This is a genomic window from Blautia faecis (assembly GCF_020554845.1).
Lineage (GTDB): Bacteria > Bacillota > Clostridia > Lachnospirales > Lachnospiraceae > Blautia_A > Blautia_A faecis.
The window spans coordinates 21,506-41,399 of sequence record NZ_JAJCIA010000018.1; the positions used below are offsets into that span (position 1 = coordinate 21,506).

Here is a 19,894-nt window from a genome sequence, read left to right on the forward strand (position 1 = left end):
ATGTACGTCACAATTTGCAAGAGATTTTGTCTGGAATACTCTCCCAAAATTTTTGCAGCTGTGCTTCCACATTTGACAATGTACATGTTTTCCTGTCATTCCACTCCACCGGAAAAAGATTGCTGTATTCTCTCTGCCGGAATCGTTCATCCAAAAGGAGAATAACACCATGATCCTCCCTTGTGCGGATTACTCTTCCAGCAGCCTGCAGAACCTTATTCATGCCAGGGTACCTATAGGCGTAATCAAATCCATTTTCCCCATTTTCTGTGTAAAAAGAACGAAGAATTTCCCTCTCATTTCCCAACTGGGGCAATCCGGTTCCCACTAAAATGGCTCCAATCAGTTTTTCTCCCAGCAGATCGATTCCCTCTGAAAAAATACCGCCCATAATGCAAAAAGCTACCAGTGACTCCTGATCCTGTTCAAATTCCTGAAGAAACTCTTCTCTTTCCTGTTCCTTCATAGAGCTGTTCTGACAGATACACTTCACCCAGTTTACAGAAAATTCTTCTTCGTAGACTGCATAAACCTCTTCCAACATTTTGTAAGAAGGAAAAAATACCATATAATTTCCCTTGTGCTGCCATACCGTCCTCGCTATATATTCCGCAATTTTGTGATATTCCTCATATCCCCTGCGGCTATATAAGGAACTTACATCGCCGGCATTTAAAATACAGCGGTTCTTCTGTGAAAACGGTGATTCCACATAGATTCCATAATCGTCCTGCCTGTTGCTGAGCAATTTTCTGTAGTAGCTCATGGGCAGCAATGTAGCAGAAAAGAATACGGCACTGCGGCCTTTCTTCAGATATTCCCCCAGGTTCACTGCCGGATTTACACAGAACAGTTTCAGGCGAAACAGACCATCTTCTCCATTCTCAGCATAAACTACATAGTTCTCGTCTATCAGTTCTGCAATATTCAGAAAATTGCGAATATCAAAATAAAACTTTCTTACTTCATCTTCCAGTTCCACATCCTTATGTGCTTCCAGAAAAGCATCAAATTCTCCCTGAACCTTTAAAATCGTCATAGTTATGGAACCCGTGCCTGGGAGAACGATGTAATTTCCACAGTCCACCTGCAGTTCTTTCAGCTGTTTATCCAGCTTTCCAAGGGAGCGGTAAAGCCGGGGTGCTCTCTCCTTCATAGCTTTTCGAACCCGAACAGCATCTTCCCTGCAAATAGAAGCGCTGTACATCTCTCTTCCCCGTTCCGCCAGATTATGGGCTTCATCAATGAGAAAGATATAATCTCCACCTGCACCTTCCCCGAAAAAACGTTTCAAATGAACTGTAGGGTCAAACACATAATTATAATCACAAATTACAGCGTCCACCCACAAAGACAGATCCAGACACATTTCAAAAGGACACACCTGCCATTTCTCGGCCTGCTCCCGGATAGTCTCCCTGTCATATCTGCTCTTCGTCGTCCACAGCTCATAGACAGCGTCATTGACCCTGTCAAAATGTCCCCTGGCGTAAGGACAATGTACCGGATCACACTTGGTTTCGTCCATAAAACACAGCTTCTCCTTGGCTGTAATGGTCACCACTTTGTATTTCATTCCCTTTTCCCGCAGCACCTCAAGAGCTTCCTGAGCCACTGTTCTTGTAATAGTCTTGGCTGTAAGATAAAAGATCGTCTCCCCTTTCCCTTCGCCAACAGCACGAACTGCCGGAAATATGGTAGACATGGTTTTTCCTACGCCGGTAGGTGCCTGAATAAAAATCTGACGACTGGCTCCAATTGCATGGTAAACACTGCTCACCATCTTTCTCTGACCTTCTCTGTAGGGAAATGGAAATTCCAGGCTCTGAAGAGAATGATTTCTCTCTTCCTTCCATTTTTTCTGATAACTGAGCCATTTATGATATTCATCCAGAAGTTTCTGGTACCATTCTTGCAGTTCCTCTATGGAGAGCACCTCCCGGAACCTTTTCACCACTTCTGTCTCCAGGTTGGCATATGTCATCTGGATTCCAATCTTCGACAAGCCTTCCTGAACACCGTAAATATAACCATAACACATAGCCTGAGCCTTATGAACCTTCACAGGCTCTTCCATCTGTTCCACATTTCCATATATTCCCTTAATCTCATCGATCCAGACAATCTCATCTTCTGTAAAAATTCCATCTGCACGCCCTTCCACCCGAATGTCCAGATCCTCATAGCTGTAATTCATCCGCAAAGCAACCTCTGCTCTGTAGTCTCCGCCCATTTGTTTCTGAAGCTTCCGATGCAGTCTGCTGCCCTTTAACATAGCATCTTTGTCTATAGTACCTCTTCGGTTATCAAGATCACCACTCTGCAATATAAACTCCACAAGATTTCTTACTGATATTCGTGTTACCGGATTGTCCATTTCCAATTTACCGCCTTTTACTGGTCTGCTGCCTTCCAAACAAAGATACCTTATCTGTAAGCATTATAACACGAATTTTACTTATCGGCCTATCCTTTCATAGAAAACTCCGGCATATTACTCCGAAAATGCAAAGCAAGCATCTGCTTCTGAAGTTTCTCATTTCTCCTTGCTTCAATGGATATGCTGTCACAAAATGTCTGCCACAGTTCCTCGTACTCTCCCATATCCCCTACGGCGCTCCCTGGCACCTGTATACGCACCCCTTTTCTCATGACGCACTCCTTCCCTTTCTCATGGCACAACGCCTTCTGCCTCTTCTCATCGTAGATTACCCAGTTCTCATTGGGAAAACGATTGGAAAAATGAAGAGCCATAAGAGACAGGATATCATTCCCCGGCTGGATCTTCGCCAACAGAAATCTTCCGCTAATCTCTCTGAAACGGACAAACCCAAAATAGTGGTGATATTCCCTTTTCACACAGAGTGCCAGTTTCGCAACTCTGGATACATATGGATCTGCCAGTGCCTCCATCACACGTTTTTCACATCTGCCTCCCCCAAAAGCCCGGTGCAGCACATAATAAATGGCAGTTCCCCTGTCTTCATCTGCCGAAGCTGCCGCCAGACAAATCTGTTCGTAAACTTCACTTCCCAGTCTCATAAGAATCGTCCTCATAACCTTACCAGCCTTACTCTGATCCGTAACAATTTCCCGATAAGAAGTGAACAATTCCATATTTACAGGAAAACTGGTCTGAATGCTCACTTTACAGCCGCCTGCACACTCTTTCCATCCATCATAGACAGCAGAAAAAATCCCCTCCATAGAATCCTCACATACCAGGATTCTTTTCTCCTGATTCATATAGCTCCCACCTTTCGCTCCACATGATTCTTCGTATTTCCTGTATACAGTCTTCTGCTCCCCATCTCATCTCCAAAGAGGGATAATTGCTGAAATGCAGCTTCATTCCCACGCCTTCGGCAGTTCTCTTCAGATAGAAGATTACGGGTAATATAGGCTTCCTCTACCCTGGTATTGTACATCATGCGGCCATTACAGGTAATAAAATATAAGGCACGCTTCAGAACCACACCAATCCTCTTCAGATCTGCAAAATCCAGGGAATGGGTTCTCCTGGCCCCAATGATTCTTCTGGCAGAGGTATAACCGATTCCCGGTACACGAAGAAGTTCATAATAATCTGCCTGATTGATCTCTACCGGAAAAAACTCCAGATGTGACACTGCCCAGTCTGCCTTGGGGTCCAGAAGAAGATTAAAATCCGGGTGTTTCTCCGAAAGCAGCTCTGAAGCCTGAAAACCATAAAACCGCATAAGCCAGTCTGCCTGATAAAGCCGGTGTTCTCGAAGAAGAGGCGGACCTGATAAGGACATAGGCAGATCCTTATCTTCATTTACGGCGACAAAAGCCGAATAAAAAACTCTTTTTAATGCAAAGTTCTTATACAAAGATTCTGCTACCGACACGATCTGATAATCGCTCTCCCCCATAGCTCCAATGATCATCTGGGTACTTTGACCGGCTGGTACAAACTTAGGTGCATGGCGGTACAGAACCAATTCCTCCTTATTCTGATCTCGCTGCTGCTGAATCTGCTTCATGGGGCGAAGAATGGTTTGCCTGCTCTTATGCGGTGCCAGTTTCCTAAGCCCGTCTGCAGTAGGAAGTTCCAGGTTCACGCTCATGCGATCTGCCAGATACCCAGCCCGGGCGATCAGTTCAGGAGCAGCACCTGGAATGGCTTTCAAATGAATATATCCCTGAAAATGATATTTATTACGAAGAAGGTTTACTGTACAAAGCAGTTCTTCCATAGTCCTGTCCGGACTTTCCTTTACTCCGGAACTTAAAAACAGTCCTTCAATATAGTTCCTCCTGTAAAATTCCATAGTCAGACGGCACACTTCTTCTGGGGTAAAACTGGTACGCACCACATCATTGGAGATTCTGTTTATACAATATTTACAGTCAAATACACATTCATTTGTATAAAGGATCTTCAAAAGACTGATACATCTGCCATCCTGAGCAAAACTATGACAGATTCCGGCAGCAATGCTGTTTCCCATGCCCTTTCCATCTCCTTTTCGATCCACACCGCTGGATGTGCAAGCCACATCATATTTCGCGGCATCCGATAAAATCTCCAGCTTCCGCTTCAATGTCATTGATTCCTGAATAATCATCCCGTAACAAAGCTCCTTTTATGTAATCTGTGTTTCGCATTCTTTATTATTTATTCTTCTCAAATTCAGAACGTTTGTTCTTGTTTTATTTTAGAACATGTGTTCTGTTTTGTCAATATCATAAAACGGAACGAAATTTTTTCTATACAAAAAGAGCCATAAATCAAAGATTACTTCTAACACTCCCTTTGATTTACGGCTCTTATCTCATTCTTTTACTATTAAAGCTCCCGGACGACAGCCAGAAATGGTACATGCTTACATCAGCAAATTCCTGAATACCAGACGTTCTGAATGTATGAGCAGATTTTCATATATGTGAATGCTGCCGACAGGCGACCTATCCACTCAATTTCAAATCTGAGTCAGCACAAAAATATCATAAATTGCTTTCACTGCATTTTCAAAATCACGGTTCTCCACGCCGATAATAATATTCAGCTCACTGGAGCCCTGGTCAATCATCTTGACGTTTACATTTGCATGTGCGAGGGCAGAGAAAATTCTTCCGGCTGTACCGCGGGTGGATTTCATTCCACGTCCTACAACTGCGATCAGGGCAAGGTCAGATTCCATTTCCACAAAATCCGGCTGAACCAGGCGATGGATTCCCGCAATTACCTGCTGCTCCTTTTCTTCAAACTCATCCTGGTGAACATATACTGTCATGGTATCAATACCGGATGGAACATGCTCAAAACTGATTCCCTGGTCTTCAAATACCTGAAGCACTTTTCTGCCAAATCCGATTTCACTGTTCATCATGGACTTCTCAATGTTGATAGAACAGAAACCTTTCTTTCCTGCAATACCGGTTATGGTATATTTCGGCTTACGGCAGGTACTCTCCACAATAAAAGTTCCCTTATCCTCCGGACGGTTGGTGTTGCGGATATTAATCGGAATTCCCTCTTTTCTTACAGGGAAAATAGCATCTTCATGAAGAACAGTAGCTCCCATGTAGGAAAGCTCACGAAGTTCACGGTATGTAATGGTCTCAATCACAGCCGGATTCTTTACAATTCTCGGGTCTGTTACAAGGAAACCGGACACATCAGTCCAGTTTTCATACATATCAGCCTTAATTGCCTTGGCAACCAGAGAACCAGTCACATCAGAACCACCTCTGGAAAAAGTGGTCACAGTTCCATCGTCCTTTGCACCATAGAAGCCCGGCACAACTGCATTCTCACATTTGGAAAGACGCTTGTTCAGAAGTTTGTCTGTCTTCTCTGAATCCAGATTTCCGTTTTTATCAAAACGGATCACCTCTGCTGCATCCACAAATTCATAACCAAGATAAGCAGCCATTACTTTACCATTCAGATATTCTCCACGGGAAGCGGCGTAATCCCTGCCAATCTGTGCTTTAAAATTCTCTTTGATCAACTGGAAATCCTCTTCCATGGAAAGAGCAAGACCAAGCCCTTTAATAATCTCATAATAACGAGATTTGATTTCTTCTAAAACCTTTTCAAAATCACCGCCATTTGCAGCTGCGTCATAACAGCTGTAAAGAAGATCTGTTACCTTCGTGTCCCCGTCAAATCTCTTACCTGGTGCAGAAGGAACAACAAAACGTCTGCTCTCTTCACTTCTGATAATATCTCCGACTTTTTCAAACTGCTCCGCATTTGCAAGGGAGCTTCCGCCAAACTTTACAACTTTTCTCATAATCCTTATGCTCCTCAAAAACTTTTTCTCCATTTTATGAAAAAATTCGACTTTTTGCAAGGGTTTTTTCGATTTAATTCGTGAAAGTGTTAAATACCTCCAATACCTGCAGCTGTTCTCCATCCACTTTAAACTGAATATCCCAGGATCCAAAAGACATTCCGTATTTTCTTTCAGGGTCTTTCTGATACCCAGGTCTTGGATCGTTTGCAAGCACAGCCAGAAGTGCTTCTCTTTTTTCCTCTGGAATCTTCTTCAAAAGCTTTTCCGGAAACTCTACTTTCAGCTTATGATCCTGAATCTGGTCGGTAAATCCGCCCGCTGCTTCCGGATGGCTGTCCACGTAAGCCAGATAAGGCTTTATATCATAAATAGGTGTTCCGTCCATAAGATCCGCTCCTGATACATGAAGCACCGGTCCATACTTTTCAGAAAACTCTACGCTCTCCAGCCTTACACTGGAAAGTCCTATGGGATTTGGACGAAAAGGAGACCTTGTAGCAAAAACGCCCATTCTGACATTTCCCCCAAGTCTTGGAGGACGCACTGTAGGAGACCACTCCTTGCGAACAGCCTGTGAAAATTCCCAGATCAGCCAGATATGAGTATACTCTTCCAGCCCTCGAAATGCCTCATGGTTCCGATATTCCGGTTCAAAAATAATATCCGCCTTTAGTTCCTGTATCCTGCCGCTCTGATGGGGAATTCCAAATTTCGTTGGAAAATCACTTCTGATATGAGCAATTACTTTCATTTCCATTGTTTGTTATACCTTTATCAATCTTTATGTGTGCTCTTATAAACCCGCAGATATCCTCTATAAACAGCGAACCTCTATTCCTCATGTCCGCCGCTTTTTTCTTCCTCCTTGATTTCCCAGTGAAGCAGGAACGTAAGAGCTGCACGAAGAGCAATAATTCCGGCTACAATTCCGATTTCCTTCCACTCACGTACCACTACAGTACGAAGAATCTCACTTCCCATTTTAAATTCCAGTCCCATGGCAAGTCCCCTCGCCAGATAGACACCAGTATCTCCGGCATGTTTCAGCCATTTGATAAATCCGGTAATTCCACTCCAGATAATAATGGCAACTCCAATAAACTCAAAAATTACAATGGCGAAACCAGCAATATTCTCCAGAACCCACTCCATAATTCCAGTTATGGTCGTCATCATAGGTACCTCCTTTTTTCCTGCTGACAGGATACCTTTTCTTGCAGAATGTATTTTCATCGCTGCACAACCTGTAAACAGCAACAGTTTTTTATTTTTGCTCCAGCCAGGTCACCACTTCTGTGTGATCTGTAAAACAGAACATTTCCACAGGCTGGATTTCTTTAACTATATAGTTTTTTCTCGTAAGGAAATTAAGGTCTCTTGCAAGTGTTTCCGGGTTACAGGAAATGTAAACAATTTTCTTCGGAGAGAGTTTTATTACGGAATTCAGGAATTTCTCGCTGCTGCCTGAGCGGGGAGGATCCATAAATACCACATCTGCCTTTTCACCAGCTTCTGCCATTGCCTCCATAAATTCACCGGCATCGCCCTGGCGGAAAGATATGTTTACCACCTTATTCTCTCTTGCATTGATCCTTGCATCCCTGACTGCATCTTTATTCAGTTCCACTCCGACCACTTCTCTTGCCTTACCAGAAGCTACCAGACCGATGGTGCCAATTCCACAATATGCATCAATGACTTTTTCTTTCCCTGTCAGCCCTGCAAATTCCACAGCTTTTCCATAAAGAATTTCGGTCTGCACTGAATTTACCTGATAGAAGGATTTCGGCGAAATACGGAAGGATTTTCCACAAAGGGTATCACGGATAAATCCCTTACCATAAAGTACGATTTCCCGCTCGCCAAGAACCATGCTTGTATTTTTGTCATTAATATTTAATACCACAGTACTGATCTCTGGATGAACTTTTCTTAATGCCTTCACAAAGTTATTTTTGGATGGAAAAATAGGAGAGGCGACCACCAGTACTACCATTACCTCACCTGTGGAAAAGCCACGGCGCACCAGTACATGGCGCAGAAGTCCATATCCGGTATCCTCATCATATGTTTTGATCTTAAAAGACTTTAGCATTCCCCGGATAGTACGGATGATTTCCTGACTCTTCTCATCCTCAATCAGACACTGTTCAATAGAAACCACTCTGTGGGTACCAGCCTCATAAATTCCAGAAATAATATTTCCCTTCCTGTCACGGTCAAATACAGCATGAACTTTATTCCGGTAAAAATAAGGATCTTTCATTCCAATTACCGGCTTCACATTCCCAAACTTCTTCAAAAGCCCCTGTACCTGATTTTGTTTCTTTTTAAGCTGTGCGGAATAAGGCACCCCCTGATACTGGCATCCACCGCACTTTTTTGCGTATGGACAGACTGTCTGTGTTTTTTTCTCTTCCATAAATTCTCCCTTATCTTTATTTTGCTTTTCGTTCTTCATAATATCTGACAAGCTTCAGCGCCGCCAACGCACTAAAAGTGCCTACAAGGGCTCCAGCCAGCACATCTGTAGGATAGTGTACTCCCACGTACAATCGGGACAAAGCGATCAGAACTGCCAGGACCATGGCTGCTTTTCCCCATTTTCCAGGAAAGGCTTTATAATATACGCCTGCACAGGCAAAAGATGCGCAGGTATGACCTGATGGGAAAGAATAGTCCTTCAGCCTGGCAACCAGAGGCACAAGTCCCTCCACAGAATCATAAGGTCTTATACGCGCTACCAGATCCTTAAGGCATAAATTCGTAACCACTGCCCCTATAGCCAGTGCCAGAAGTGCGGTCACTCCTGCCTTTCTTGTCTTTTTAGGAAAAAGAAAGAGCAGTCCCAAAACAATCCAGAACCAGCCTCCGTCTCCCAGAAAGGTAATTCCCTTCCACAGCCAGGTAAACAAATCACTTCTTAAATACTGTTGTATAAAAAGCAGAATCTGTGCATCAATATTATGTATCCATTCAAGCAATTCCATTTCTCCTCCACCCGCTTTCAATTCTGATTGCTGTCTATATACTTCTGTAATTTGTTTTTTATAACGGTTCAGCAGACAGTGTGTAACTGCGAAGGAACTCAACAGCTGCTTTACTTTGTCATTATAGCGTAAAAGACGGTTCGTGTGGTGCGAACCGTCTTAATTTCTTTTTTTCTTATTCACCTGCGTGATACAGGATCTGCTGAAGATATTGCCGATTCTGCTCAAGATCAGGAACCAGAACCTGCATGCCATCAATCGTCTGAGGTGTGTAAGCTCCTTCCTCCGGAATCCGGTACGATGCAATTTCATCTGTACCAATATTCATTACATCCATGGCATATCCTGTTATATCCCACAAAGAAAGATCCGTAGTAACCATTGGAAGAACGTCTTTAACCAGATCTGCAATTTCAAAAACTCCCAGATCTTTTATCTTTGCAAAGGCAGCCATAAGTACTTCCTGCTGCCGCTCTGTTCTTCGATAATCAGAATTTCCAATAGAACGGTTGCGGGCATGGATAAGTGCCTGTTCTCCATCCAGATGATTCATGCCCTCCTGAAGATTCCAGTCACTTCGAAGGGGCTGAGGATAAAGAACACTCTGGTCTCGTCCGCAGATATAATCTGCTTCCGCCTGAGTCAGCTCCAGATCTATTCCTCCAACCTTGTCAACCAGAACCTGGAAAACTTCAAAATCCACTTCCACATTTCCGTCTATCTTTACTCCGAAATTTTCTTCCAGAGTCTCATCCAAAAGATCCATTCCTCCATATGCGTAAGCCGCATTAATACGAGTAGTCGAATATCCAGGAATGGCAACATAAAGATCTCTCATAAAAGAGGTCAGGCTTACAGTACCCTGATCCTTGTCCAATGTGGCAAGAATCATGGAATCGGAACGCTGACGGGACTCTCCCTCTCTTTTGTCCTGTCCGATCAGCAAAATACTCTTGATATTGCTGGCATCAGCTTCGGCATCCGTATTCTCTGCCTTTACTGTATATGCAAACGCTGTACCCACAGCCGGGCTTTCCAGAAACAACACCGCGCCAAGACAGATAAGGGTCTTCTTCCATATGGTAGATCTCATATATTTGCTCCTATGTACATGTGCATGGTCAAAAAGGAATCTGTCTGCCGGTTCTTTCATAACCAGCAGTCGCTAATGATTACTGTTCACTCCGTTCACAGTAATCATTATTTTACTACAATTGTCAGAACAGCTCCGTTTGAAGCATTGCCATTGGAGTCAACAACATAATAAGTCAGTTCATAAGTACCCGGAGTATTCACATCAACAGTTCCAGTGATCTGAATCTTACGGTAAAGATCACTTGTTGAATCTTTATCGTCCTGAATGTCTTTGACATAACTCAATCTGTCAATCTGTGTTCCCTTGGCAATTTCAACGTAGTAAGTATTCAGATAAAAACGCGGATCCTGAGGGTTCAGCTGGTCAATCTTTTCTTCTTCCCTTTCCTGCGCTTTTTCTTCTTCTGTCATTTCTGGTTCTTCTTCATCTTCTGAATCAGTCTCATTTTCATCCTGCAGGTCTTCATCCGTATCTGCATCTGTATCTGTATTGTCAGAAGAAGTTTTGGTTTCTGAAGTAAATCCCATAAGATTTCCCTCGGAAGTCATATGATAAGTTACCTTTGTTACATTGTTACTGTTATCTTTTGCAACATAAACAACTGTAACTTCATCCCCTTTTTCATTTGGATAAACATTCTCAACTGTCAGGCTGGATGAAACATCTCCATCTCTGTCGTCAACAGCTTTTACCCCTTCCAGAAGATCTTCCGTTGTCATATCCGCAGTGTAGCTGTTTTTCTTGCTCTCCGCAATGGTAATTTCCGGTCCCTTACGATCCTGTCTCATATACAGCCATCCCAGGATTCCGGTCGTTCCTATTGCCACTGCCGCCATTAAAACAATCAACCATTTACGCATATCTGCAGCTCCTTATACTCAATTTCATCAGCGACGTTTTCTTGATTTCTGTTTCTTGGATCTGCTTTCTTTCTCTGAATATGGAATACTTCCCAGAACAGAAAGTCCAAGATAACGCTCTACATCTTCCTCAACCTTGATCGTATCATTTGTAAGATAAATGATGATCACAATCGCCATTGCAATGATAACACCTAAAAGTCCACCGATCACACCATTCTTCGCAAGACTTGGGCTGGCTTTTTCATTTGGGATGTTTGCGCTGTCAACTACGTTAACCGCCTCAATATCCATAACTGACTGAATGTGCTCTGCTGCCATATCGCGGATAGCATTGGCCATCTCACTTGCTGTATATGGATCTTCATCAGATACTATGATCGTTACAATACGGCTGTCTGTAGAAGTATCTACGGTCAGTTTGCCAAGCAGCTGCTGATAGGTAATATTAAGATTCAGCTGTGCAATTACACCTTCAAGAACTGTACGGCTCTTAATAAGTTCCGCATAGTCCTTAGTCAGCTGTGTACTGGTCTGCATATCTGCACTGGTCAGTGTATTGCTGTCCTGTTTATTCAGCACCATGATCTTCGTAGTAGATTCATACTGTGGAGTGATAAAAAGCATTGTTCCGATAATGGAAATCACACCCAGAATGATACCGGAAAGAATAATCACTCCCAGCCTGCTAAGAATCAGGTGAAAAATCTCACCTAAATCGATTTCAATTTCATCGTTATTATTTGTAACCTGATTTTCCATTCTTCTTCTCCGTTACCCTGTAATTTTCTTTACTTTTTCAAAACAGATACATCGTTTTCAACGACATCCCATATATAAAAGTCAAAATCTCTCGTTATTTATAATGCACTCCGGATTGCTGATAAAAATCATATCTGCGTAATCCGTTCCCATCATTTTTTCAATTTTGTCGTAACATTTGCCAATGTGAGGTGTTCGTTTGGCCAGATCATGACCGTCAGACCCTACAAAATCCAGCATTTCTTCTTTAATTACTTTCTTGCAGAAACGCTTGATCATAAAGCCATCCTCACCAATAATACTGTCCGCATTCATCTGGATATAGGCCCCCATATCCCTGAGTTCATCAATAAAATCCAGACCGCTTTTTACTACCGAATGATAGCGTTCTACGTGTGCAATAATAGGATAATAGCCCTTCCGGATCAATGCCTGCACCCGTTCCCTGATATAGGACTTTTCGTCTGAAGTCCGAAACTCCGTTAACACATAACGGGAACCTGACATGGTAAGTCTTTCCCCTTTTTTCAGACAGTCTGTCATATCCATGCTGGAATGAAGCTCGCAGCCCAGATACATCTGAATACCGTCTTCTCCAATCTCAGCGGCAGCCTTCCTCACACGAAGGAACTGCTTCTTAACCTGTTCCAGAGACGGCTCAAACATATCATATCGAAAATGCGGAGTGGCAATAATGTTGCGGACACCGTCATCATATTCCTTCTGGAGCATGCGTACAGATGTCTTAAGATCCTTCGCTCCATCATCTACTCCCGGAACAATATGACAGTGAATATCATAAATACCTTTCATTCGCTTCGCCCATTTCCAATCTCTTCATATAACAATCTCGAATAATGCCGAATCAGTATTTTCCGTATTCTCCGTACTTGCCATATTTGCCATATTTACCATACTTACCGTATTTACCATATTCCTTGGTATCTACCTTGTTCAAAATCGCACCGATGATCGGACAGTTGGTCTTCTCCAGCTGACCCTTGATCTCCTGTACAAAATGGTAGCTGATACTGCCGGATTCGATTACAATGACAGTTCCATCGCAGGAATCCGCCACAACTGCACAGTCGATTACTCGTCCAAGAGGCGGTGTATCTACGATAATGTAATCATATACATCTCTTACAACACGGATCATGTCTTTAAACTGTCTGCTTCCTAAAAGCTCTGCCGGGTTCGGCGGTACAACGCCTGAAAAAATAATGTGAAACTTGGGGAGATTAGTTGCGCAGATAACGTCCTGCAGTTTCGCCTGCTTGGACAGGTAGTGGGTCAGGCCCTTCACCTCTTCCTCAACCTGTACACGTCCCATAAGAACGGATTTACGAAGATCTGCATCAATCAAAAGTACAGATTTACCACTCTCTGCAAGGGAAGCTGCAAGATGGAAAGTCACATTACTCTTTCCTTCGTTCGGGGTACAGCTTGTAAATGCAATCACCTTTTTGTCAGCACCGCAAAACTGAATGTTTGTACGAAGTGCCTTATAAGCCTCATCCATGGATGAATCAGCTTTCCAGTCGCTAATTTTTACTTTTACCATAATTTTGTTTTCACCTTATCTATTTGTTATCCTGTAAATCTGCCATATTTTCCTTCTAATTTCCCACAAATCACGTCATGGCAGTGTCTGCCTAAATATTATACACTAGAAGTACCGCATTGGCTAGTACATTTTCGAACTAAATATGCACAATTTTTCACAAAAATTTCATATTATTCTTGGTTCTCTTCCTGAATCCCTTCTATATTCTGGACGGATGACCCCTCTTCCAAAAGATATACTTCTACATCAAATACACCGCTGTTCAATGCTTCCGCGTGACTTCCCATATAAATATCAATGCGGTTGTTCTTGATGGCGCCGCCGCAGTCTTCGGCCACATAGACCTGTCCATTGATGACTACTTTAGAGCCATAAGGAATTACAGTTGGATCTACTGCAATAGTGCGGTTCGTGGTAGCTGTCACACCTGTGGATGTGATTCCGTTTGCCCACGGACCGCAGCAAATGCTGCACTGGCAGTAATGGGTAATATGGAAAACACCAAGTGGACGAAGGCTGCTGTCTGCGGAAACCATAATCGGCTGTCCTTCAAGAACACCTGCATTTCCACCCGTCTGTGTAACACCTTCTACTGCTTCTGCAAATACGCCCTCTCCTGTACTTTTATGTATAATTCCTGCTTCTACAGCTCCATCTGAGGTTGCATCTGAAGTTACCTGATCCTTATCTTCATACCCCTCCAAAACAGAGGTTGGAATATATCCCACCTGTTCTTCTCCATTATCATCTTCAAACAGAATCCTGCTCCAGATATCATCAATAGTACCTGTCCGGCTGATTTCATCTTCTTCCAGCACTTCACCGATCACAGAACCCTCTTTTCTGCCAGGATAATCTAATACATCTGTATCTGCCGCTACTGTGACAGTATCCTGGACTTCCGTAATCTCGTCCTCGATTTTCCCGGAATTCTTTTTTTCGATAGCTTCTTCTGAAACTGTTTCTTCTTTATTATCAGTATTTTCCTGTGCTGTACCTGAAATGGCCGGACCGGCTATTTCCGCTCCAAGCGCAGAAACAGGCATACATGCGGAAACACATACTGCCATAACCAGAAATCTTTTTTTCATAAATTTATATCTCCTGATCTGTTCAATTTTCCCCTCTACTCTTTGTTTATCATAGCACAGCTATTTTCTTATTTCAAATCCCATCAGGCTTTTTAGAAATTTTTCACATTTATTATTGTAGCTTTTTTATTTTTTCATTAAAAAAAACATTATTTCATTTTTTTCAAAAAAACATTTGACAAAATAGATTTTATACTGTATCATATGTTTTGTCGCTGAGGAAAACAGTTGACAGCAATAAATGCGATAGTGGCGTAGTTGGTAACGCGCGACCTTGCCAAGGTCGAGACCGCGGGTTCGAGCCCCGTCTATCGCTCTGAAGCTCCGATTTAGTCGGAGCTTTTTTGTGTCTGAATCCGCCTTACAAAGCGGTCACTGTCTTTTGTATACTTCATAAGAAAATCCCGCTTATTCTTTCGGAAATAATTTATAAAGGACATCTTATTTTAAACAAAAAAGCCTTGTACAATTTGCTTTTCTATCTGAAGATTCTCTATTGACTCATCTTCCAATAAGAATTTTCAGTTCTTTGCACTTTGTACAAGACCTTTTATTACTTCATTTTATTATTCTGTCCAGAATCCAATATTTTTCTTAAAACATGTAAAAAAACTTTCCGCAAGATGTGCGTCTCAATTGCAGGAATGATTTTTCAGCTACGATTTAGTGATGGAATAATCTAATTCCGGTAAATGCCATTGCTATATTGTATTTATTGCAGGTATCGATTACGTCTGCATCTCTCACCGAACCGCCTGGCTGTGCAATATATTTCACGCCACTTTTGTAAGCTCGCTCAATATTGTCGCTGAATGGAAAGAACGCATCAGATCCTAATGTTACATCTGTCATCTGATCCAGCCATGCTCTCTTCTCTTCCTTTGTGAAAACTGCAGGTTTCTCTGTGAATGTCTTTTCCCAGTTTCCATCCGCCAGAACATCCATATACTCATCACCAATGTAAACGTCGATAGCATTGTCGCGCTCAGCTCTTGAAATACTTTCCTTAAATGGAAGATTCAATACTTTCGGGCTTTGGCGAAGGAACCAGTTATCTGCTTTCTGTCCTGCAAGACGTGTACAGTGAACTCTTGACTGCTGTCCTGCACCAACTCCGATTGCCTGTCCATCTTTTACATAGCATACGGAATTGGACTGGGTGTATTTCAGAATGATCAGGGAAACTTTCATATCACGCTTTGCTTCCTCAGATAATTCTTTATTTTCAGTTACGATGTTAGAAATCAGCTCATCATCAATTGCAAGCTCCTGTCTTCCCTGCTCAAAAGTAACGCCGAACACCTGCTTATGCTCTAATGGAGCCGGTACATATTCCGGATCGATCTGAATTACATTGTAGTTGCCTTTTTTCTTCTGTTTCAGAATCTCAAGTGCCTCCTCTGTATAACCAGGAGCGATCACACCGTCGGAAACTTCTCTCTTGATCAGAAGTGCTGTGTCTTTGTCACATACATCAGAAAGGGAAATAAAATCACCGAAGGAAGACATTCTGTCTGCGCCTCTTGCACGGGCATATGCACAGGCAAGTGGCGAAAAATTCTGCCAGTCCATATCCTCTACCCAGTAAATTTTTGCAAGCGTCTCTGTGAGCGGAAGACCAATGGAAGCACCTGCCGGGGAAACATGTTTAAATGAAGTAGCTGCAGGAAGTCCGGTTGCCTTTTTCAGATCACGCACCAGCTGCCAGCCGTTAAAGGCATCCAGAAAATTAATATATCCAGGTTTTCCGGAAAGTACTTTAATTGGCAGTTCACTTCCATCTTCCATGTATATTTTAGATGGTTTCTGATTTGGGTTACAGCCGTATTTTAATTCTAACTCTTTCATGGTTATCTCCTCCATTTTATCTTTTAAGGTAACGATTCAGTAGGTACTATTCCGTGAGGCATTCCGTTTTGTGAATATAATTTACCCAAAACGGAAAGCTTTATTTTCAGTGATTCTTGTTGATAATTTTTGATTCATATTTACCAGTCTCGATATCAATGTATCTCACAAAAAGTGAAACCTTATTGTCTTCATTCAGGCTCTCCCACAACATATCTGCAAACTCATCCATGTTATCCGGAATCTGAACAAGCTTCGGCTCGCCCTCAAAGCTTGGCAGCGGGTTTCCATCACATTTATAAGTATGGATAAAATGTCCCTCACCAGCCTTTGCATTCTGATATGCAAAAGTGTAACGGTTGCAGGAAGAAGGATCTCCATTATTGCTCTTTAAAATGGACATTGCATAACTGTAAGAGCCGTTCTCCACATGCATAATTCCGGAAATACGTGGTGTATAGTTTGGTGCATCTGGCTCAAACTCTCTGGAACGTAAAGACTGCTCGAAAGTGAGCTGATGATCCATTCCTTCGTAAATAGTGTCTGTCTGGTCACCGTTTGTCACGATTGTTTTATTTCCAAGTACGCGGACAGGTGCATAAATGATCAGGCTTGGATCTACCAGTTTGGAAGGGTCAAATGCCTGTGTGCGGATTCCCTCGCCATCCTCCACAAATACACGGTTTCGGCTGTTTTCACTTCTTCCCATAATAAAGTAAGCAGTAACTGCCTTCGTTCCATCAGCGCTGCGGCCAATGATGATTCCTCGTCCCGGGTAAGAATTTTCCTTCAGTTCTTTGTCCAATGCTATCATTTCCATGCAGATGTTCTCCTTTCGAAATTTACATGAGTATATTACCGCAGCCACCAGATTTTCATCAATAGTATAAATGTTGACTGCGTGTATAAAAAAACGCCTGGGAAGCCTCTCTTCCAGGCTGCCCAGGCGGTCGACACAATGATATTACTGCACTCCCTGTGGGTATTCCCACGATCCGCCAGTCATGCAGTTCTTTTTTATACTACAATATTTTTTTCGTTATTTCAAGATGGGAAATCTTTTTCTTTTATGTACAATTTTTTTGTAGCCACTGTTCACACCCTTCGCAACAGTGCACTTCGGAATGCCTGCATGAGCGAATTTATGGATATAATCCGTACTCTCTTCTCAGGAAATCCCCATCAGGCCCTGATCTATTGTGATCTGTGCACTGATATCCGCCTTCATCCGCTCCCAGGCATCCGGATGATCCACATAATACTTGGGGCATTCCTTGCCTGTCACATCATAATGCCGGATCACCTGCTCTGAAGTCAGCCCAAATCGGGCGCACAGCCATGCAGCCAGCTTTACTACAGAATCATAAGTTTCCTGTTCAAAAACGCCGGTATCATCTTTATGACAGCACTCAATGGAAATACTGTCCACATTCCTTGAGTTAGTCGCATAAGACATCTCCGAGGTAGGAATACACTGGATCACTTCACCCTCCAGACCTATCACAAAATGGCTGCTTACTTTCGCCTCATGGGAAATGGAAAGATTCTCAAAATAATCCCTGTTATTCTGGGCTGTAGCACCAGGATTGGCTGTATAATGAATTGCTATGTAATCTGCTCTATTCAGGGGCAGCTGAGGCCTGGAATACTCATTTGGTGTCAATAATTGTACATCTATGTAGGGAGCACCCTGGGACATCCATTCTTCCGGTCCATAATTCGTATGATCATTCGTTTCCTGGAATGTCTCTGCACTTTCCTCCTGCTTCTGTCCATTCCTTACCATCAGAAGAACCATTCCTGTCACAACCAGAAGTAAAAGAAGCACCAGTAATGCCAGACGCTGATTTCTCTGACGGATCCTGCCACCCTTATCTGTTTTTTCTCTTTTGTTAAAAGAAGGCCGCCTTGAAAAAGACGGCCTTGCAGATTTTCTTTTCATTATTTGTCATCCACACTGTAGTTCGGTGCTTCTTTTGTAATGTGAATGTCATGTGGGTGAGACTCTTTCAGGGAAGCAGCAGAAATCTTCACGAATTTACCATTCTGTTTCAGTGCTTCAATATTCTCAGCTCCACAGTATCCCATACCGGAGCGAAGTCCTCCGATCAGCTGGAATACAGTGTCCTCAAGGTGTCCCTTGTATGCAACACGTCCTTCCACACCTTCTGGAACAAGCTTCTTGGCATTCTCCTGGAAGTAACGGTCCTTGCTGCCATTCTCCATAGCTGCAATGGATCCCATTCCACGGTATACTTTATATTTTCTTCCCTGATATAACTCGAAAGTTCCCGGGCTCTCATCGCATCCGGCGAACATGCTTCCCATCATACAAACGTTTGCACCAGCTGCGATTGCCTTGGTAACATCGCCTGAATACTTGATACCACCGTCTGCAATAATCGGAATACCATATCTCTTGGCAACCTCATAGCAATCCATGACTGCTGTGATCTGCGGTACACCAATACCTGCAACTACACGGGTGGTACAGATAGAGCCAGGTCCGATTCCGACCTTAACTGCATCTACACCAGCATCGATCAGAGCCTTGGTAGCGGCTCCTGTGGCAACGTTTCCTGCGATAACCTGAAGCTCCGGATATGCAGCCTTGATTTCTCGTACAGCACGGAGGATATTCTCAGAATGACCATGAGCAGAATCAACAACGATGACATCAACATTTGCCTTCACAAGTGCATCTACACGGGCAAGCACGTTGGCGGTAATACCAACAGCAGCTCCACAGAGAAGACGTCCCTGTTCATCTTTGGCAGCCAAAGGATATTTGATCTGTTTCTCAATATCCTTGATGGTGATAAGTCCTTTTAAGTTAAAATCATCATCTACAATGGGTAATTTCTCTTTACGGGATTTCGCAAGGATCTCTTTCGCCTCTTCCAGTGTAATACCTTCTTTGGCTGTGATCAGTCCCTCAGATGTCATGGACTCTTTGATCTTCTTGCTGAAATCTGTCTCAAACTTCAGATCACGGTTGGTAATAATACCTACCAGCTTCTTGCCTTCTGTGATCGGGACACCGGAAATACGGAATTTCGCCATTAAGTCATTGGCATCCTTCAATGTATGTTCCGGAGATAAGAAAAATGGATCTGTGATAACACCATTCTCAGAACGCTTAACCTTGTCCACCTCTTCTGCCTGCGCCTCGATAGACATGTTCTTGTGAATGATACCGATACCTCCCTGACGTGCCATGGCAATCGCCATATTGTACTCAGTAACGGTGTCCATTCCTGCACTCATCATGGGAATGTTCAGTTTAATCTTCTTTGTAAGGTAAGTTGAAACGTCAACTTGATTCGGGATTACTTTGGAGTACGCCGGAACTAAAAGGACGTCGTCGAAAGTAATGCCTTCACCAATGATAGTACCCATTGCTTTTCCTCC

At 42.9% G+C, this 19,894-nt stretch carries 18 protein-coding genes, 1 tRNA gene and 1 riboswitch; of the genes, 1 reads left to right on the plus strand and 18 read right to left on the minus strand.

Annotated features, from left to right (window positions below):
• Positions 1–7: 7 nt before the first annotated feature.
• From LIZ66_RS10345 to LIZ66_RS10410, 14 genes are all read right to left on the minus strand, one after another.
• Complete coding sequence (locus LIZ66_RS10345) at positions 8–2,377, minus strand: ATP-dependent DNA helicase (protein WP_195983301.1); 2,370 nt, start codon at positions 2,375–2,377, stop codon at positions 8–10.
• Positions 2,378–2,466: 89 nt separating this feature from the next.
• Positions 2,467–3,246, minus strand: coding sequence for a TIGR03915 family putative DNA repair protein (locus LIZ66_RS10350; RefSeq protein WP_195699905.1), 780 nt, complete (start codon positions 3,244–3,246; stop codon positions 2,467–2,469).
• Positions 3,243–4,592, minus strand: a complete 1,350-nt coding sequence (locus LIZ66_RS10355; RefSeq protein ID WP_195983300.1) for a putative DNA modification/repair radical SAM protein — start codon at positions 4,590–4,592, stop codon at positions 3,243–3,245. The genes LIZ66_RS10350 and LIZ66_RS10355 overlap by 4 nt, the downstream gene beginning before the upstream one ends.
• A gap of 354 nt (positions 4,593–4,946) precedes the next feature.
• Positions 4,947–6,266, minus strand: a complete 1,320-nt coding sequence (locus LIZ66_RS10360; protein ID WP_118579127.1) for an aspartate kinase — start codon at positions 6,264–6,266, stop codon at positions 4,947–4,949.
• Between the two features lie 73 nt (positions 6,267–6,339).
• Positions 6,340–7,026 (minus strand): tRNA (N6-threonylcarbamoyladenosine(37)-N6)-methyltransferase TrmO, encoded by a 687-nt coding sequence (tsaA, locus tag LIZ66_RS10365; RefSeq protein WP_227198873.1) that lies wholly within the window; start codon positions 7,024–7,026, stop codon positions 6,340–6,342.
• 74 nt (positions 7,027–7,100) lie between these two features.
• Positions 7,101–7,445 (minus strand): DUF1622 domain-containing protein, encoded by a 345-nt coding sequence (locus tag LIZ66_RS10370; protein WP_173718265.1) that lies wholly within the window; start codon positions 7,443–7,445, stop codon positions 7,101–7,103.
• Positions 7,446–7,533: 88 nt separating this feature from the next.
• Positions 7,534–8,691, minus strand: a complete 1,158-nt coding sequence (gene rlmD / locus LIZ66_RS10375; RefSeq protein WP_195699907.1) for a 23S rRNA (uracil(1939)-C(5))-methyltransferase RlmD — start codon at positions 8,689–8,691, stop codon at positions 7,534–7,536.
• A 16-nt stretch (positions 8,692–8,707) separates the two neighbouring features.
• Positions 8,708–9,259, minus strand: a complete 552-nt coding sequence (locus tag LIZ66_RS10380) for a phosphatase PAP2 family protein (protein ID WP_195409449.1) — start codon at positions 9,257–9,259, stop codon at positions 8,708–8,710.
• A gap of 175 nt (positions 9,260–9,434) precedes the next feature.
• Positions 9,435–10,352 (minus strand): LCP family protein, encoded by a 918-nt coding sequence (locus LIZ66_RS10385; protein ID WP_195699908.1) that lies wholly within the window; start codon positions 10,350–10,352, stop codon positions 9,435–9,437.
• Positions 10,353–10,459: 107 nt separating this feature from the next.
• Entirely contained in the window at positions 10,460–11,215 is a 756-nt protein-coding gene (locus tag LIZ66_RS10390; RefSeq protein WP_195699909.1) for an immunoglobulin-like domain-containing protein, read from the minus strand.
• A gap of 27 nt (positions 11,216–11,242) precedes the next feature.
• Positions 11,243–11,977 (minus strand): YveK family protein, encoded by a 735-nt coding sequence (locus tag LIZ66_RS10395; RefSeq protein WP_195699910.1) that lies wholly within the window; start codon positions 11,975–11,977, stop codon positions 11,243–11,245.
• Between the two features lie 81 nt (positions 11,978–12,058).
• Positions 12,059–12,790, minus strand: coding sequence for a CpsB/CapC family capsule biosynthesis tyrosine phosphatase (locus LIZ66_RS10400; protein ID WP_195699911.1), 732 nt, complete (start codon positions 12,788–12,790; stop codon positions 12,059–12,061).
• A 52-nt stretch (positions 12,791–12,842) separates the two neighbouring features.
• Positions 12,843–13,541 carry a CpsD/CapB family tyrosine-protein kinase gene (locus LIZ66_RS10405; protein WP_195699912.1) on the minus strand — a complete coding sequence of 233 codons (699 nt, stop codon included), beginning with the start codon at positions 13,539–13,541 and terminating at the stop codon, positions 12,843–12,845.
• 173 nt (positions 13,542–13,714) lie between these two features.
• Positions 13,715–14,635: a 3D domain-containing protein gene (locus LIZ66_RS10410; RefSeq protein ID WP_227198874.1), complete on the minus strand. Its 921-nt coding sequence runs from the start codon at positions 14,633–14,635 to the stop codon at positions 13,715–13,717.
• Positions 14,636–14,878: 243 nt separating this feature from the next.
• On the opposite strand from LIZ66_RS10410, the gene LIZ66_RS10415 reads away from it, so the two are divergent.
• A tRNA-Gly gene (locus LIZ66_RS10415) sits at positions 14,879–14,951 on the plus strand.
• A 347-nt stretch (positions 14,952–15,298) separates the two neighbouring features.
• On the opposite strand, the gene LIZ66_RS10420 is transcribed toward LIZ66_RS10415, so the two are convergent.
• The 4 genes from LIZ66_RS10420 to guaB all read right to left on the minus strand — a co-directional run bounded on the left by LIZ66_RS10420 (position 15,299) and on the right by guaB (position 19,882).
• Positions 15,299–16,483, minus strand: a complete 1,185-nt coding sequence (locus LIZ66_RS10420; RefSeq protein ID WP_148462773.1) for a phosphoribosylaminoimidazolecarboxamide formyltransferase — start codon at positions 16,481–16,483, stop codon at positions 15,299–15,301.
• Between the two features lie 106 nt (positions 16,484–16,589).
• Positions 16,590–17,303, minus strand: a complete 714-nt coding sequence (locus LIZ66_RS10425; protein WP_148462774.1) for an IMP cyclohydrolase — start codon at positions 17,301–17,303, stop codon at positions 16,590–16,592.
• A gap of 113 nt (positions 17,304–17,416) precedes the next feature.
• Positions 17,417–17,499, minus strand: a riboswitch (ZMP/ZTP riboswitch).
• A 152-nt stretch (positions 17,500–17,651) separates the two neighbouring features.
• On the minus strand, positions 17,652–18,425 hold the full coding sequence (locus tag LIZ66_RS10430) for a peptidoglycan recognition protein family protein (protein ID WP_227198875.1): 774 nt from the start codon (positions 18,423–18,425) through the stop codon (positions 17,652–17,654).
• Complete coding sequence (guaB, locus tag LIZ66_RS10435) at positions 18,425–19,882, minus strand: IMP dehydrogenase (protein ID WP_118579160.1); 1,458 nt, start codon at positions 19,880–19,882, stop codon at positions 18,425–18,427. Before guaB ends, LIZ66_RS10430 begins: the two co-directional genes overlap by 1 nt.
• Positions 19,883–19,894 lie beyond the last annotated feature (12 nt).

Coding starts and splice junctions, on each gene's coding strand:
- LIZ66_RS10430 (WP_227198875.1), bottom strand. CDS start 18,425: ATGAAAAGAAAATCTGCAAGGCCGTCTTTTTCAAGGCGGCCTTCTTTT.
- LIZ66_RS10370 (WP_173718265.1), bottom strand. CDS start 7,445: ATGATGACGACCATAACTGGAATTATGGAGTGGGTTCTGGAGAATATT.
- LIZ66_RS10425 (WP_148462774.1), bottom strand. CDS start 17,303: ATGGAAATGATAGCATTGGACAAAGAACTGAAGGAAAATTCTTACCCG.
- LIZ66_RS10405 (WP_195699912.1), bottom strand. CDS start 13,541: ATGGTAAAAGTAAAAATTAGCGACTGGAAAGCTGATTCATCCATGGAT.
- LIZ66_RS10395 (WP_195699910.1), bottom strand. CDS start 11,977: ATGGAAAATCAGGTTACAAATAATAACGATGAAATTGAAATCGATTTA.
- rlmD (WP_195699907.1), bottom strand. CDS start 8,691: ATGGAAGAGAAAAAAACACAGACAGTCTGTCCATACGCAAAAAAGTGC.
- LIZ66_RS10420 (WP_148462773.1), bottom strand. CDS start 16,483: ATGAAAGAGTTAGAATTAAAATACGGCTGTAACCCAAATCAGAAACCA.
- LIZ66_RS10400 (WP_195699911.1), bottom strand. CDS start 12,790: ATGAAAGGTATTTATGATATTCACTGTCATATTGTTCCGGGAGTAGAT.
- LIZ66_RS10360 (WP_118579127.1), bottom strand. CDS start 6,266: ATGAGAAAAGTTGTAAAGTTTGGCGGAAGCTCCCTTGCAAATGCGGAG.
- LIZ66_RS10355 (WP_195983300.1), bottom strand. CDS start 4,592: ATGATTATTCAGGAATCAATGACATTGAAGCGGAAGCTGGAGATTTTA.
- tsaA (WP_227198873.1), bottom strand. CDS start 7,026: ATGGAAATGAAAGTAATTGCTCATATCAGAAGTGATTTTCCAACGAAA.
- LIZ66_RS10350 (WP_195699905.1), bottom strand. CDS start 3,246: ATGAATCAGGAGAAAAGAATCCTGGTATGTGAGGATTCTATGGAGGGG.
- LIZ66_RS10385 (WP_195699908.1), bottom strand. CDS start 10,352: ATGAGATCTACCATATGGAAGAAGACCCTTATCTGTCTTGGCGCGGTG.
- LIZ66_RS10380 (WP_195409449.1), bottom strand. CDS start 9,259: ATGGAATTGCTTGAATGGATACATAATATTGATGCACAGATTCTGCTT.
- LIZ66_RS10390 (WP_195699909.1), bottom strand. CDS start 11,215: ATGCGTAAATGGTTGATTGTTTTAATGGCGGCAGTGGCAATAGGAACG.
- guaB (WP_118579160.1), bottom strand. CDS start 19,882: ATGGGTACTATCATTGGTGAAGGCATTACTTTCGACGACGTCCTTTTA.
- LIZ66_RS10410 (WP_227198874.1), bottom strand. CDS start 14,635: ATGAAAAAAAGATTTCTGGTTATGGCAGTATGTGTTTCCGCATGTATG.
- LIZ66_RS10345 (WP_195983301.1), bottom strand. CDS start 2,377: ATGGACAATCCGGTAACACGAATATCAGTAAGAAATCTTGTGGAGTTT.